Origin of the sequence: Bacillus cereus group sp. Bc061 (genome assembly GCF_027715825.1) — a bacterium.
GTDB classification, from domain to species: domain Bacteria; phylum Bacillota; class Bacilli; order Bacillales; family Bacillaceae_G; genus Bacillus_A; species Bacillus_A paranthracis.
This window is the reverse complement of sequence record NZ_JAQFTZ010000018.1, coordinates 12363-28293: the sequence shown is the minus strand read 5'-3', so window position 1 is coordinate 28293 and position 15931 is coordinate 12363. Positions and strand designations below refer to the sequence as shown.

Here is a 15931-nt window from a genome sequence, read left to right as displayed (position 1 = left end):
ATCTTTTTTTATTTATTTAATAACTTTCCAGTTGTTATTAACTGTTGCTTCTATCTTTTTATGCTTCAATATATAGTTAGCGATAAGTTCAGACATATCTGTTGGTATATCTTTTATTACGGGCTTATTTTGAAACATAAAGAAGTTCCCTCCGCCGCTCGCGCGATAATTATTCATAACGACATCATATTCTTCACTCATATTAAGAGGAGTGCCTTTATGCTGTAAAGATTCTACTCTGTCGCCAATTGGTTTGGAAATGTTTAATGCGTACGAAATTCCTTCCCACATATCGTAATTATAGTGTTGCGGTTTTGGTTCTATGTAGCTAGGGTTTACGATGATGGTTCCATCTTCTTTTAATGTGAAATAAGAAGCAGAGAGTTCGAGAGCATCTTTTATATCAGCTCCAGTTATTCTAATTACTTTTAATGTATTTGGATAAATATAATTAGAAACGATGTCACGCATTGTTACATATGTCGGGAAACCTGGAGATGTATTATGGAATAAGCTTGTACAAGAAATAGAAACATTAGCCATATCCATCTGTATTTTATTTATGAATTCAATAAAAGGATGGTCTTGCAAACGAGTTTGCATAGCATCTGAAATTTGCATGTCACCGTGGATGGTTCCAATAGGTTGATCAAGCCATTTTTGTGTTTTCTCTTCATAATCAGTTACCAAGTAAAGAACATCTGGATCTGCCTCGATTTCTTGCACAGTCAATAGTTCGGAATAACTCTCTTTTTTTACCCACTCTTGTTTCATTTTTTCAAATGTTACAGTTACTTTTCCAACTGAATGTCCGTTACATCCAGTCTGTAAAATTGTTACATCATTACCCACTGTTTGAGCCATTTCTCGGTGCTGATGGCCTGTTAATAAAATATCTATGCCCTCAATTTCATGACACATAGCATACCCTTGGTTTTCGCCTGTTAAAACTTCAGTCGGTTCTCCAGTTTGTAAATCGCGTTCAAATCCCCCATGATACGCTACGACTAGTAAATCTGGTTTCTCATGTTCGTGAATGTAAGAAACCCAATTTTTTGTTGTTTCTAACGCATCTTCAAATTGCAAGTCTTTAATGTGATGGGGTTGTTCCCAATTTGGAATATAATGCGTTGTCACCCCTAAAATAGCAATTTTTATATTTGCTTCAATATGTTTTATTATATATGGTTTCCCGAAATAAGGTTTTTTACTGCTTTTGTCTAAAATATTTGCTGATAAATATGGGGAGTTTGCAGTAGAAATAGCATTGTTTAATACATCCATTCCATAATTAAATTCATGATTCCCAATCACTGCAGCGTCATAACGTAAATAGTTTGCTATTAATGACATTGGGTTTTTCTTATCTTTTTCATATGTAGCGTAATGGTAAGTAAATGGTGTTCCTTGTATGAAGTCACCGTTATCAATTAAAAGAACGTTTTTATTTTGGGACCGTTCTTTTTTTATAAGAGTAGAAATCTTAGCTAAACCAATTTCTGCTGGAGAGTTATCTTGGTAGTGAATTGGATAAACAGTACCATGTATATCACTTGTTAATAGGATGTTTAAAGTTACAATTTGATTTTGATTCAATATCATTCACCTTTTCTATTATTATCTACTGATTAAGCATATCAAATATATGGAGAGAATTTTAATGTGAGTGTATAGAATGTGTAAAGATTCTGTAAATAATCAATTATTTGTAAAAATGTGTGATATATTTCTTCATGTTTATGAAAGGTTATTTTATAACAATGAAAAATGGAGGCATTAACATGTTGAAAAAAGTTTTTGCAATGAGCACAACAGTTGTATTAGCAGCGGGTTTGTTAAGTGGCTGTGGAACGAAGGAATCAAGCGCAAGTAAAAATGAAGATACGAAAAAAGGGTATGTACCGAAGACTTTAAATGTTCAATTTGTTCCTTCTCAAAATGCAGATACGTTAGAGGCGAAGGCAAAACCACTTGAGAAGCTATTAAGTGATAAGTTAAATATTCCAGTAAAAGTTAGTATTTCAACGAATTATAATACAATTGTAGAAGCGATGGCATCTAAGCAAGTAGATGTGGGATTTTTACCCCCAACAGCGTATGTGTTAGCACATGAGAAAAAGGCAGCAAACGTAATTTTACAAGCGCAACGTTTTGGCGTAGATGATGAAACGGGAGCTCCTACAAAGGACTTAGTAGACTTTTATAAATCTGAGTTTGTTGTTAAGAAAGATTCAAATATTAATAGTGTAAAAGATTTAAAAGGTAAAAAAATTGGCTATCAAGATGTAACGTCATCAGCGGGATATGTGTGGCCTGCGGCTGTACTATTAAAAGAGGGCGTTGATCCGTTAAAAGATGTGAAACCTGTTACATTAAAAGGTCACGATCAGTCGCTTATTGCTCTTTTAAATGGTGACGTAGATGCAGCTGTTGTATTCCAAGATGCTCGTAATATTGTAAAAAAAGATTATCCGAATATATTCGATCAAACGAAAATAGTGAAATTTACGGAGAAAATTCCAAACGATACGATTTCGGTACGTTCTGATTTAGATGAAGAGTGGAGCAAGAAATTACAGGATGCTTTCATTGAAATTGGAAAGAATGAGGAAGGTCACAAAATCATTAAAGAAGTATATTCACATGAAGGATATGTTAAATCTGATGATAGTAAATTTGATATCGTTCGTGAATATGGAAAGAAAGTAAAAACGCAATAATACATATGGAAATGGCAACTAGCTGGAAAGGTATGTTTTCAGTTAGTTTGCCGTTTTGAATACATAGAAGGTAGGTAAGATGTGTGATAGAGTTTCGAAATGTTTCCAAAGTGTATCCAAATGGTACAAAAGGATTGAATAATATAAACTTGAAAATTCAAAAAGGTGAGTTTGTTGTAATGGTAGGGCTTTCCGGAGCTGGAAAGTCTACACTTCTAAGATCGGTAAATCGTCTTCATGAGATTACAGAAGGAGAAATCATGATTGAAGGTGAGTCTATTACGGCTGCGAAAGGAAAAGGATTACGCCGCATGCGCCGGGATATTGGTATGATTTTTCAAAGTTTTAACCTTGTAAAGCGATCAACAGTATTAAAGAACGTATTAGCTGGCCGTGTTGGGTATCATTCGACGTTGCGTACAACGTTAGGTCTATTTCCGAAAGAAGATTTGGAGCTTGCTTTTCAATCGTTAAAAAGAGTAAATATTTTAGAAAAAGCATATGCGCGTGCTGATGAATTATCAGGAGGACAACAGCAACGTGTATCGATTGCTAGAGCGTTGGCGCAAGAAGCAAAAATCATATTGGCAGATGAACCTGTTGCATCGTTAGATCCGCTAACAACAAAGCAAGTATTAGATGATTTGAAGAAAATTAATGAAGATTTTGGAATTACAACAATTGTAAACTTACATTCTATTGATTTAGCTAGGCAATATGCGACGCGCATTATTGGATTACATGCAGGAGAAATTGTTTTTGATGGCTTAGTAGAAGAGGCAACGGATGAAAAGTTTGCTGAAATTTATGGTGACGTAGTACAGAAAAGTGAATTGTTAGAGGTGGCAGTTAAATGAATGACGTGACGATATATTCGAAATCGATACCGAAGCCACCGAGTAAGTTGAAACATATGTTAACGGCTGTTCTAGTCATTTTACTGTTGTGGGGAAGTAGTGTACAGGTCGATGCATCATTGTCAAAACTAGTAGTTGGTTTTCCTAATATGATGGATTTGTTAAAAGAGATGGTGCCGCCAGATTGGAGTTATTTTCAAGTTATTACAACAGCGATGTTAGATACAATACGTATGGCGATTATTGGGACGACTTTAGGTGCGATTTTAGCTATTCCGCTGGCACTATTTGCGGCAAGCAATGTGTTTACTAGTGCATTTTTGTACAGTCCAGCTCGATTGATTTTAAATTTTATCCGAACGATACCAGATTTATTATTAGCGGCAATTTTCGTAGCGATTTTTGGAATCGGGCCACTTCCAGGTATTCTGGCTCTTACTTTTTTCTCGATTGGGCTCGTGGCGAAATTGTTGTATGAGTCAATTGAATCAATTGATCCAGGTCCTTTAGAGGCGATGACAGCAGTAGGAGCAAATAAAGTGCAATGGATTGTTTATGGAGTAATTCCGCAAGTGAAAGCGCATTTTGTCTCTTATGTTCTGTATACATTTGAGGTGAACGTACGTGCAGCAGCTGTTTTAGGTTTAGTAGGAGCAGGTGGTATTGGATTATACTATGATCGTACACTTGGATTTTTACAATATCAGCAAACTGCATCTATTATTATCTATACCCTTGTTGTTGTATTGTTAATTGATCATGTAAGTACATTGTTGCGGGAGAAATTATAATGAGTAAAACGACGATAATCGTACCAAAACCGAAGAAACCGAGTGTGTATCGCTTGTTTATTTTTATAGCACTTATATTTGTTTACGTATGGGCTTTTTCAGGAGTACCGCTAGAAGGAATTAAGGATACGGCAGGAGAAATTACAAAAGCAATTATGACAGGTGTATTGAATCCAGATTGGGCGTATGTATCTTTGCCAGATGGTGAAGATTTATTACATGGTTTAATTGATACGTTGGCAATAGCAATATTAGGTACATTTATTTCTGCCTTTTTATCTGTTCCATTTGCTTTTTGGGCAGCGACGAATATGAGCAGTGGAAAACTAACTTCAGGAACTGGGAAATTTGTACTTAGTTTTGTTCGTACATTTCCTGAATTAGTTATGGCCCTTTTATTTATAAAGGCTGTTGGACCAGGCTCTTTTGCCGGCGTCCTAGCTTTAGGATTACACTCTATTGGAATGTTAGGGAAATTATATTCAGAAGGAATTGAAAATATAGATAAGGGGCCGACAGAGGCGTTAATAGCTACAGGCGCAAACCGGTTCCAAATACTTTGGTATGCAGTATTGCCACAAGTATTACCAGATTTTCTATCGTATACATTATACAGGTTCGAAATTAATGTACGATCCGCTGCCATTTTAGGTGTTATTGGAGCAGGTGGTATTGGTACGCCCCTAATTTTTGCACTGAGTTCACGTAATTGGTCTCGTGTGGGAATTATTTTATTGGGCATCATTTTAATGGTCATTATCATTGATTTTATTTCAAGTTCGATTCGGAAACGGATTGTTTAACTGATTTGAAAAGCATCGAATTTAGATGCTTTTTTGTATTTTTAACGCATTATCCGAAAGAAATCTCCTTCCTGGGGCGTGTGAAAGACGAATTTCGGTTTGGCGTAGCCAAACATTTGGTTTTCCTATTTATTTGACCCCTGATATAATCAGTCTTATAAGAGGTAAAGTTTGGTATAACAATGAAAGTAGATAATAATCATGTTAAGTGGGGGTAGTTCACAAGTGGGTTAAAAAAAGTTAGTATTGAAGAATTTTGTATATCTGTATAAATATACAGATAATTCCCTTTCTTTTCAAAATAAAAATAATGAAAAAGTATGTCATATTGAATACCCATACATTCCCGAAAACATTGATTTTTTTATAAAAAATCAAAAAAACATCAACATATTTGTCGATACATGTTGTATAATCTTGCGTGGGAAGCTATCATATAAATGTATAAAACGTTTACTAATATAAGCGAAGGGAAGAATAGCATGTCACATTCAATCGAACAACTTTCTATCAACACGATTCGCACATTATCCATCGATGCGATTGAAAAAGCAAACTCTGGTCACCCAGGAATGCCAATGGGTGCAGCACCAATGGCTTATACATTATGGACTCAATTTATGAAACACAATCCAAATAACCCAACGTGGTTTAACCGTGATCGTTTCGTATTATCTGCAGGTCATGGTTCAATGTTATTATACAGCCTACTTCACCTATCTGGTTATGATGTAACAATGGATGACTTAAAGAACTTCCGTCAATGGGGAAGCAAAACTCCAGGACATCCTGAGTACGGTCATACAGCTGGTGTAGATGCAACGACTGGTCCACTTGGACAAGGTATTGCAACTGCTGTAGGTATGGCAATGGCAGAAAGACATTTAGCTGCTAAATATAACCGTGATGCGTATAATGTAGTAGATCATTATACATACGCTATTTGTGGTGATGGAGATTTAATGGAAGGCGTTTCTGCTGAAGCATCTTCATTAGCTGCTCATTTACAATTAGGTCGTCTTGTTGTGCTTTACGATTCAAACGATATTTCATTAGATGGCGATTTAAATCGTTCATTCTCTGAAAGTGTAGAAGATCGTTACAAAGCATATGGATGGCAAGTAATCCGTGTTGAGGATGGAAATGATATTGAAGCTATCGCGAAAGCAATCGAAGAAGCGAAAGCCGACGAAAAACGCCCAACGCTAATTGAAGTAAGAACGACAATTGGTTTCGGTTCTCCAAACAAATCAGGAAAATCAGCTTCACATGGTTCTCCACTTGGTGTAGAAGAAACAAAGTTAACGAAAGAAGCATACGCTTGGACTGCTGAGCAAGACTTCCATGTAGCAGAAGAAGTATATGACAACTTCCGTAAAACAGTACAAGATGTTGGTGAAACTGCGCAAGCTGAGTGGAACACGATGCTAGGTGAATATGCACAAGCATACCCAGAATTAGCAAACGAACTGCAAGCGGCAATGAATGGTCTTCTTCCAGAAGGTTGGGAGCAAAACTTACCAACTTATGAATTAGGATCAAAAGCAGCAACTCGTAATTCTTCAGGTGCTGTAATTAATGCAATTGCAGAGTCTGTGCCATCATTCTTCGGTGGGTCTGCTGACCTTGCTGGTTCTAACAAAACATACATGAATAACGAAAAAGACTTTACAAGAGATGATTACAGCGGTAAAAACATCTGGTACGGTGTACGTGAGTTCGCAATGGGTGCAGCAATGAACGGTATTGCACTACATGGTGGTTTAAAAACTTACGGTGGTACGTTCTTCGTATTCTCTGACTACTTACGTCCAGCAATCCGTCTTGCAGCATTAATGCAATTGCCGGTAACATATGTATTCACACACGACAGTATCGCTGTTGGTGAAGATGGTCCAACACATGAACCAATCGAGCAATTAGCAGCGCTACGTGCGATGCCAAATGTATCTGTTATCCGTCCAGCTGATGGTAACGAATCTGTTGCAGCTTGGAGACTAGCTCTTGAATCTACAAACAAACCAACTGCTTTAGTATTAACTCGTCAAGATCTTCCAACATTAGAAGGTGCAAAAGACGATACGTATGAAAAAGTAGCAAAAGGTGCATATGTAGTTTCTGCAAGCAAGAAAGAAACAGCTGATGTAATCTTACTTGCAACTGGATCAGAAGTAAGTCTAGCTGTTGAAGCTCAAAAAGCATTAGCAGTAGACGGTGTTGACGCATCTGTTGTCAGCATGCCATCTATGGATCGCTTTGAAGCTCAAACTGCTGAGTACAAAGAATCTGTATTACCAAAAGCAGTAACAAAACGTTTCGCAATCGAAATGGGTGCTACATTCGGATGGCACCGTTACGTAGGTCTTGAAGGAGATGTGTTAGGTATCGATACATTCGGTGCTTCTGCTCCTGGTGAGAAGATTATGGAAGAGTATGGATTTACTGTAGAGAACGTTGTTCGTAAAGTAAAAGAAATGCTTTAATGATTTTAGAAAAATCTCTCCGGCATGGAGAGGTTTTTCTATGTAAATGAGTTTTTTCGACAGAAAAAGTTTTTTCTCTCTCCGCAGTCAGACAATCATTGCAAAATTTCTTCTATATAATGAAGAGAAAAGGTTGTCCAGATTGGGAGGCGAAAGATGAAAACGTATGAATTGTATTTAATTCAAGAGGATATTGCGAAAGCTTACTTTGGTCGTGAATATTTGTTTTTTGATTTATTTGCTCGATTTTCAGAATCTGGGTCCCTTTCGGAGAAAAAAGTGTTATATAAACAAATGATGTATATAACGATGCCATTACAAGTAATGAAAATTCATCATAAATTAGAACAAGCTTTGCGCGTTCTTGGTAAATATGATCGAACACATCATACACATACACTTTATACAGGGGCGGAATATGGCGAAATAATGGTGAAACCACACTATATTCGCATGAATACCTCTGGAAATGTTTCTATGGAAACGACTTTCTTTGAGGTGCTTCGGAAGTGTGAATTAACATTTTTAGCTATGGATTATGAAAATACAAAGTACGGATGGCTGAATCCTCTAAAACAAGTACGAACATATGTGTAAAAATGTCGAATTGTATCTTGTCTTATTGAAAAGGTTTTAGTACACTGTAAGGTAGACAACATGAAGGAGGAAAATATATGCCAATTTGGTTAGGTATTCTAGTGGGCGTAGTAGCACTAGTAGCAGGCGTGGCGTTAGGATTTTTCATTGCCCGCAAATACATGATGAATTACTTACAAAAAAATCCACCAATTAACGAACAAATGTTAAAAATGATGATGATGCAAATGGGACAAAAACCTTCCCAAAAGAAAATCAATCAAATGATGAGCGCGATGAATAAGCAACAAATGAAATAAGCGCTAAAAGACACTCGCTAAGAGTGTCTTTTCTTTTTGATATGGACAGAGTTTAAAACTTTTAAAAATTCTGTATTTTTGGTAAACTGAAAACATCGCTCATTTTAAGAGAGGGGGAAAAATATGAAAGTGTTTATGAATTTAGCGTGGTTTTTTAAACAAGAAAAACGAGCGTACATAACCGGAATTATTTTATTATTTGGCGTTGCACTTTTAGAACTTGTAGCACCAAAAGTGATTGGGATTGTTGTAGATGAAATTAATGAGGGAACATTAACGACTGATAAGTTACTAAAATGGGTTGTACTCTTAGTACTCGTAGGTATTACGATGTACATATTACGTTACGTGTGGCGTATTATGATTTTCGGATCTTCATTAAAATTAGCTCGCCAATTACGGAAAAATTTGTATGAACATTTTACAAAGATGAGTCCATCTTTCTATCAGTCAAATCGCACAGGTGATTTAATGGCGCACGCGACCAACGATATTCAAGCAATTCAGCAAACTGCTGGGGCGGGTGTTTTAACACTTGTTGATTCATTGGCTGTTGGAGGATGTGTACTCGTAGCAATGGGTTTTACAATTAGTTGGAAGTTAACATTGTTAAGCTTAATTCCAATGCCGATTGTAGCAATATCGACAAATTATTACGGCACTTTATTACATAAAAGGTTTCATAAAGCACAGCAATCATTTTCGGAAATCAATGATAAAGTGCAAGAGAGTATGAGTGGGATGAAGGTAATTCGATCGCTTGGACAAGAAAAAGAAGATTTGCAAGCGTTCCGAAAAAAATCAGAAGATGTCGTACATAAAAATATGTTAGTTGCACGTATTGATTCGTTATTTGATCCAACAATCGCTCTTATCGTAGGATTTTCATTTTTAATCGCAGTATGTTACGGGTCAGTATTAGTTGTGAGAGATGAATTAACAGTAGGTGATCTCGTTACATTTACGACGTATTTAGGTACCCTCGTTTGGCCGATGTTAGCGTTTGGATGGCTGTTTAATATTATGGAGCGTGGGCGTGCTTCGTATGACCGTGTAGAAAAAATTCTCTCACAAAAATCAGATGTAGTAAATAGAGAAAATGCTGTGCATACAATAGCGAGCGGTGATGTTTCATTTGCGGTTGATTCGTTTTCGTATAAGAAAAATGAACTGTTACATTTAACAGATATTCATTTTGATTTGAAGAAAGGGGAAACGTTAGGGATTGTAGGACGTACAGGTGCAGGGAAAACGACTTTATTAAAATGTTTAATCCGTGAGTATGATCATTTTAATGGTGAATTAAAAGTTGGAGAGCGGGATATTCGCGATGTAACACTTTACGGTGTCCGTTCTGCTATTTCATATGTGCCGCAAGATCATTTTTTATTTTCAGCGAGTATTGGGGAGAATATTGCCTTTGGAAAGGCGGATGCTACATATAATGAAATTACCCGTGCTGCAGAGATTGCTTGTATTCACAATGACATCCTTCAATTTTCAGAGGGGTATGAAACAGTAGTTGGGGAAAGAGGCGTTTCTTTATCTGGAGGTCAAAAACAGAGAATTTCTATTGCGCGTGCTTTATTAACGGATGCTGAAATATTAATTTTAGATGATTGTTTATCAGCGGTAGATGCAAAAACAGAAGAAACGATTTTAAATGCTTTAAAGAGGGAGAGAGCAGGGAAAACGACAATTATTACTGCCCATCGTTTAAGTGCAATTCAGCATGCCAATCTTATTCTTGTTGTGGATGAAGGTAAAATTGTACAACGAGGTACACATGAACAACTAATGAAAGAACATGGTTGGTATAAAGAAATGTATGAGAGCCAGCAGTTAGAAGCATTAGTCGAGAAAGGAGGCGTATGATGGCTGAGAAAAAACAGAGTGATTTAAGAAGATTACTGTCTTATATGAGGCCATATAAAGGACTGTTAGCATTAGCATTTTTATTTCTAGTTGGTGCAACTGTAACAGAAATGATGGGTCCTTTTTTAATTAAACAATTCCTTGATGAACACTTAGTACCACGTAACTTTGATCAATCAGCACTTGTTACTCTATTTGTAGTGTATATTGTTGCTCACTTATTAAAAGTATTATTTACTTATTTAGACTTGTTATATTTTCAAAATATCGCTTTTAAAATTGTTCAAGATATGCGTGTTGAAGTATATGAGCATGTTCAAAAGTTGTCATTAAGTTTCTTTGATCGTACGCCGATTGGTACGCTCGTATCGCGCATAACGAATGATACAGAAGCAATTAAAGACTTTTATGTCAGTGTATTATCAACATTTGTTAAAAATATCGTATTTTTAGTAGGGATTTTAGTAGCGATGTTTTTATTAAATGTAAAATTAGCGCTATTTTCTCTCGTATTAATTCCGATCATGTTTGCGATTATGGTATTATATCGCCGGAAAAGTGCAGCTTTTTATTTAGAAGTCCGTAATCAATTAAGTGTGTTAAATGCAAAGTTAAACGAGTCCATTCAAGGGATGAATATTGTTCAAGTGTTCAGACAAGAAAAGCGCATGAGAAAAGAATTTGAAGAAGTGAATAATAAACATTATAGTGCAGGGCGACGTACATTAAAGTTAGATGCATTGCTTTTACGTCCAGCAACTGATTTAGTTCATATTGTAGCTATTGCGTTAGTACTTGGTTTATTTGGAATTGATGCTTTGAAGAGTCCTGTTGAAGTAGGCGTTTTATATGCGTTTGTTAACTATATCCATCGTTTCTTCCAGCCTGTAAATGAGATGATGATGAAATTATCGTTTTTCCAACAGGCACTGGTTTCATCATCACGTGTATTTCATTTAATGGATGAGAAAGATTTAGCGCCAGTTCAAAAAGGGGATGGAAATCCTCAAGTTATTAATGGAGATATTGAATTTAAAAATGTTACTTTTTCGTACGATGGAAAACGTGATGTTTTAAAAAATATATCTTTTCACGTGAAACAAGGGCAAACGGTTGCTTTCGTTGGGCACACTGGTAGCGGGAAAAGTACCATTATGAATTTATTACTGAGATTCTATAATATTAATTCCGGAAATATTGTAATAGACGGTGTAGATTTAGAGAAATTTGAAGAACAAGAAATTAGAAAGAAAATAGGACTTGTATTGCAAGATGCATTTTTATTTGCGGGAAATGTAAAGCAAAATATTCGTATGTATAATGAAGAAATTACGGATGAAGAAGTAAAAGAAGCGGCACAATTTGTGCAAGCGAATACGTTTATTGAAAAATTACCAGAGCAGTATGAAACGGAAGTAGTAGAAAGAGGAGCTGCATTTTCTAGTGGTCAACGACAATTAATTGCTTTCGCTAGAACGATAGCAACGAATCCGAAAGTGTTAGTATTAGATGAAGCAACAGCAAATATTGATACAGAAACTGAAGATGCAATCCAAACAGCGTTACAGCAAATGCGAAAAGGACGGACTACGATAGCGATTGCACACAGATTATCTACCATACAAGATGCAGATCAAATTTTTGTTATGCACGATGGAGAGATAGTAGAGAGAGGGACACATCAAGAATTACTGAGTGAACAAGGATTGTATTATAATATGTACTTACTACAAAATAAAGGAAGTTTACAAAAGGCCTTGTAGAATTACAAGGTCTTTTGACTGCGTGTGAAATTTTTACAAAAAATATAGGAATTACATAGTATAATGTAGTAGAAATGTGAATGGAAAAAAGCAGGAAATGAAATAAAGGAGAAGAATTATGGATTACGTGTTAATAGGTGTAATTTTATTATTATTAGCTGCAGTATTCGTGCTGTTTTATAAAAATAAACAGTTAGAATCAGAGAGTCAGCAAGCGGAATTTGAAAAAAAACAAGCAATTGAAACGTACGAAAATGAAATTGCAGCTACGGTTACAGAACATAAAGAGCAGCAAAATACATTAAAAAATATAGAACAGAAAAAATATAATGATTTACAAATAAGTGCAGCGAGAGAACTTGAAAATATGCGCATGATGAAAAATCAATTAGCTGTGCAACATAGTAAAGAACGCAGTGAAATGCAAGAAAAACATAGTAACGAAATACATATGTTTCAAAAGTTAATTGCAGATTTGCGAGAGTATACGAAAAATGGAGCCGAAGTGAGTACACACGAAACATTACAGTATATGAAGCGTGGCTTCGTAGAGCAAGGCATAATACTAGATAATGAATTTCATATTATGCCGAATGTTTTTATGAGAAATCAGCATGGAAGAAATGATTTTCGAATTCATCATCTTGTTTTAAGTAAAACGGGTATGTATGTACTTGAAACGAAAGAATGGACAGGGAAATTAATTCATGGCTTAACGAAAGAAAATGCTAGTACATATTCATTTATGATTGATGAAATTGGCAAGTATCAACAAGAGATAGAGAAAGAAGAGACGTTTGAATATATTACAGGTGAAGATTCATTAACGATACAAGTGAAAAATGAAGGGAACCCAGTATATAGAGCGAAGAAACTATCTCATATTCTATACAATTGTTTGAAAGAAATGCAAGTTGATATTGTAAAGGAAAACATAAATCCGATTGTATATTTTTATAATGAGAATGGGAAAGAAGTGTTAGATCTTTCTGAAGAAAAAACGGCGAGATTAAAAGATAGAGAGCAACTTGTATCGTTTTTCAGAAATGAATTCTTAACGGGGAAAGTAATATATACAGGTCAAGAGTTAGAAAAACTTCGAGAAACCATTAATCGAATGAATTATATAATGAATTAAAAAGAGGTGGGCTTTCTGAGTGCTATATTAAGGGGTATTTTGTATGTTTATATTTGTTTGTATATACTCATGTATCTTGCTCTTATGTTTATTATTGGTATGGCTCATACGTCATTAAGTGTAACGAGCATTTTTATAATAGTCATGCCATTTGTTTTATTAGTTATGATTCAAAAGTCGATCTTATATGTTGCTAAAAATCGTAATGAAGAAAAGAAGCAAATGTCGGGAGTATTAATAGTAGCACTTATTCCGTTAGTAGTATGTACTGCACAATTAAGTATGAATACGTACACTTCCAAGTTTAACCAAGATCGGTGGTTACACGCTGAAGATAAACGGGTACATATGGTAGATGATCTATTGCAAAAATATAAATTAACAGGAAAATCAAATGAAGAAATTACACAATTATTAGGAATGCCTACTGAAACGAGAAATGAAGAAAACGGGGTTATCACTTCGTACTATCTTGGAACTGAACGTGGCTTTATTCCCATAGATAGTGAACATCTTGTTTTACAATTTGATAGAGATGGTAAAGTTTTGGAATATAAGGTGCATACCGATTAAAGAACCGTAGAGAGAAGCTATATATTATAGCTTCTTTTTTATATTCCAATATAGTAAATGTAGGCAAATAGTAGTCATTCCTATCTATACGAATTGGAATGAGTCTGTTATATTGTAAATGGTTATGTTGCTTAATAGTTTAGTAGATAATCTATATTTTGGTTGAGGAGGGGAATTTTAACACGAATTTAATGATATGCGTGTTAAGTAGTATGATGAAAAAAGGATTTCATAATGTTTTAGCTGCATCAATTGTATTTAGTATGGTAACGATTCCAAATTATTCCTATGCTAATGAACTTGGAAAAACTGTTACAGTTTCATCTGAAGAACAAGCTTTAAAAAGTATTGAAAACCATATGAAAGATGAAGATGGTCGGGGGGAAGATAAAGGAGTAAGAAGTGAAGTGCAAGGTGAGTTTCTTGTACATATAGTGAAAGAAGTACCTTTATACGATTCTAGTAATTTTCAAAAAGAGACAGGGATTCGTATTTCGAATCAAGTCGTAAAAGCTGAGAAGAGAAAAGGAAACGCTTACTATGTTCAAACTTCATCGGGAACGGGATGGATACAAAATAGTGATGGAAATGTAGAGGTTAAAGAAATTCACCCGTTATTAAGTGAAAAGTTAGTTATTAATGAAGAAAGCTCTACTTACTCTCAACCATTTACTTCATACAAAGAAGAAAATGTACTGGAGCCGCAAACTATTCAAGCAATTGGACAGGCGGGAGAATGGTTTCAAGTAAAAATAAATAATGAGATGAAATGGATTCATTCACCTTCAGCAAAATTTGAAGGAACAAAAGCTTCACTTATACAAGATGCAGCACCAACACGTACAAAACGTGCAGCAGCTATGTATGCTGCGCCAATAGAAGAGAAAACAACGGATATTTATGGTGTACCTTTAAAAGAAATGATTGTACCAAAAGGAAATGAAAATATTCGTCCAGGTTATGCGATGAACCCGAAGTATATTACGATTCATGAGACCGATAATTATAATGTTGGGGCAAATGCTAGAAACCATGCGATATATTTATATAACCAAGCAACGGGAACGGAAGATCGTTCAGCGTCGTGGCACTTTACGGTAGATGATAAAGAGATTTATCAGCATCTCCCACTAAATGAAAATGCTTGGCATGCTGGAGATGGAGCTGAAGGAACTGGGAATCGAGAATCAATTGCGATTGAAATTGCTGTAAACGAAGATGGTGATTATAATAAAGCTGTTGAAAATGCTCGTAAACTAGCAGCTTATTTAATGGGAGAATTAAATATTCCTTTAGAAAATGTGAAAAAACATCAATTTTGGAGTGGGAAGATTTGTCCAGCCATTATGATTAAAAATAATGGGTGGGAACCATTCTTGCAAGGAACGAAAGTTTATTATGATGCGAACCATAAAGATGATATATCGGGTGGTTGGTATGAAGCAGACATTCGTGAATTAGATAAGCGCGGTATTATGGTTGGAGATGGAAAAGGTTCTTATTGGCCAGAGCGCCTTGTGACACGTGGTGAATTTGCAAATTTAATATCAAGATCATTGCAGCTACCTGAAGGATCATCGAATTTTAATGACTTAAATACAGCACATCCATCGCTAATAGATGGTATTAATCGTGCAGCAAGTGCTGGGATAATAAGTGGTAGAGGAAATGGTATATTTGCTCCAAACGATACGATTAAACGAGATGAAGCTGTTATCATGATTGACCGTGCACTGCAATATAAAAAAATTAAAGGTAACTTAGTCTCGTTACCATTTTCAGATCAAGATTTAGCATATGATAAACAAGCTGTACAACGTGTTTATGGATTAGGTATTGTAAAAGGAAATGAAAATAATGAATTTATGCCGAAAGGTTCTGCAACGCGTGGAGAATCGGCAGCATTTATTAATAGAATGTTAAAAGTAATAGAAAGTAAATAATGAAAAAGCATTCGCGATTGCGAGTGCTTTTTTTATTTTTCAATACGTTATGGAAGGGAGAGAAGGGTTTTGAAGGGAATAAGGAATGA

The 15931-nt window shown here is 35.5% G+C and carries 13 protein-coding genes; 12 read left to right on the top strand and 1 reads right to left on the bottom strand.

Annotation, left to right across the window (positions count from 1 at the left end; all coding sequences use genetic code 11):
- Nucleotides 1-12: 12 nt before the first annotated feature.
- Nucleotides 13-1596 carry a bifunctional metallophosphatase/5'-nucleotidase gene (locus PDQ40_RS27210; protein WP_001075244.1) on the bottom strand — a complete coding sequence of 528 codons (1584 nt, stop codon included), beginning with the start codon at nt 1594-1596 and terminating at the stop codon, nt 13-15.
- A gap of 185 nt (nt 1597-1781) precedes the next feature.
- Between PDQ40_RS27210 and PDQ40_RS27205 the strand changes: the two genes are divergently transcribed.
- The 12 genes from PDQ40_RS27205 (at nt 1782) to PDQ40_RS27150 (ending at nt 15842) form a co-directional block, all read left to right on the top strand.
- Nucleotides 1782-2720 carry a phosphate/phosphite/phosphonate ABC transporter substrate-binding protein gene (locus PDQ40_RS27205; protein ID WP_000915052.1) on the top strand — a complete coding sequence of 313 codons (939 nt, stop codon included), beginning with the start codon at nt 1782-1784 and terminating at the stop codon, nt 2718-2720.
- Nucleotides 2721-2803: 83 nt separating this feature from the next.
- Nucleotides 2804-3577 (top strand): phosphonate ABC transporter ATP-binding protein, encoded by a 774-nt coding sequence (gene phnC, locus PDQ40_RS27200; RefSeq protein WP_000569254.1) that lies wholly within the window; start codon nt 2804-2806, stop codon nt 3575-3577.
- Nucleotides 3574-4368 carry a phosphonate ABC transporter, permease protein PhnE gene (gene phnE / locus PDQ40_RS27195; RefSeq protein ID WP_001000755.1) on the top strand — a complete coding sequence of 265 codons (795 nt, stop codon included), beginning with the start codon at nt 3574-3576 and terminating at the stop codon, nt 4366-4368. Before phnC ends, phnE (PDQ40_RS27195) begins: the two co-directional genes overlap by 4 nt.
- Nucleotides 4368-5171 carry a phosphonate ABC transporter, permease protein PhnE gene (gene phnE, locus PDQ40_RS27190; RefSeq protein ID WP_000047888.1) on the top strand — a complete coding sequence of 268 codons (804 nt, stop codon included), beginning with the start codon at nt 4368-4370 and terminating at the stop codon, nt 5169-5171. The genes phnE (PDQ40_RS27195) and phnE (PDQ40_RS27190) overlap by 1 nt, the downstream gene beginning before the upstream one ends.
- Nucleotides 5172-5653: 482 nt before the next feature.
- Complete coding sequence (gene tkt, locus PDQ40_RS27185; protein WP_000019770.1) at nt 5654-7654, top strand: transketolase; 2001 nt, start codon at nt 5654-5656, stop codon at nt 7652-7654.
- Between the two features lie 156 nt (nt 7655-7810).
- Nucleotides 7811-8251 carry a sporulation inhibitor of replication protein SirA gene (gene sirA, locus PDQ40_RS27180; RefSeq protein ID WP_000860645.1) on the top strand — a complete coding sequence of 147 codons (441 nt, stop codon included), beginning with the start codon at nt 7811-7813 and terminating at the stop codon, nt 8249-8251.
- Between the two features lie 77 nt (nt 8252-8328).
- A complete protein-coding gene (locus tag PDQ40_RS27175; protein ID WP_001123317.1) occupies nt 8329-8550 on the top strand; it encodes a YneF family protein in 222 nt (73 codons plus the stop codon).
- A gap of 123 nt (nt 8551-8673) precedes the next feature.
- A complete protein-coding gene (locus PDQ40_RS27170; protein WP_000862468.1) occupies nt 8674-10425 on the top strand; it encodes an ABC transporter transmembrane domain-containing protein in 1752 nt (583 codons plus the stop codon).
- Nucleotides 10425-12188 carry an ABC transporter ATP-binding protein gene (locus PDQ40_RS27165; RefSeq protein WP_000818388.1) on the top strand — a complete coding sequence of 588 codons (1764 nt, stop codon included), beginning with the start codon at nt 10425-10427 and terminating at the stop codon, nt 12186-12188. Before PDQ40_RS27170 ends, PDQ40_RS27165 begins: the two co-directional genes overlap by 1 nt.
- A 118-nt stretch (nt 12189-12306) precedes the next feature.
- Nucleotides 12307-13326 carry a nuclease-related domain-containing protein gene (locus PDQ40_RS27160; protein WP_000386799.1) on the top strand — a complete coding sequence of 340 codons (1020 nt, stop codon included), beginning with the start codon at nt 12307-12309 and terminating at the stop codon, nt 13324-13326.
- Between the two features lie 6 nt (nt 13327-13332).
- Entirely contained in the window at nt 13333-13899 is a 567-nt protein-coding gene (locus PDQ40_RS27155; protein ID WP_014297940.1) for a hypothetical protein, read from the top strand.
- A 215-nt stretch (nt 13900-14114) separates the two neighbouring features.
- Nucleotides 14115-15842 carry an S-layer homology domain-containing protein gene (locus PDQ40_RS27150; RefSeq protein WP_002170177.1) on the top strand — a complete coding sequence of 576 codons (1728 nt, stop codon included), beginning with the start codon at nt 14115-14117 and terminating at the stop codon, nt 15840-15842.
- Nucleotides 15843-15931 lie beyond the last annotated feature (89 nt).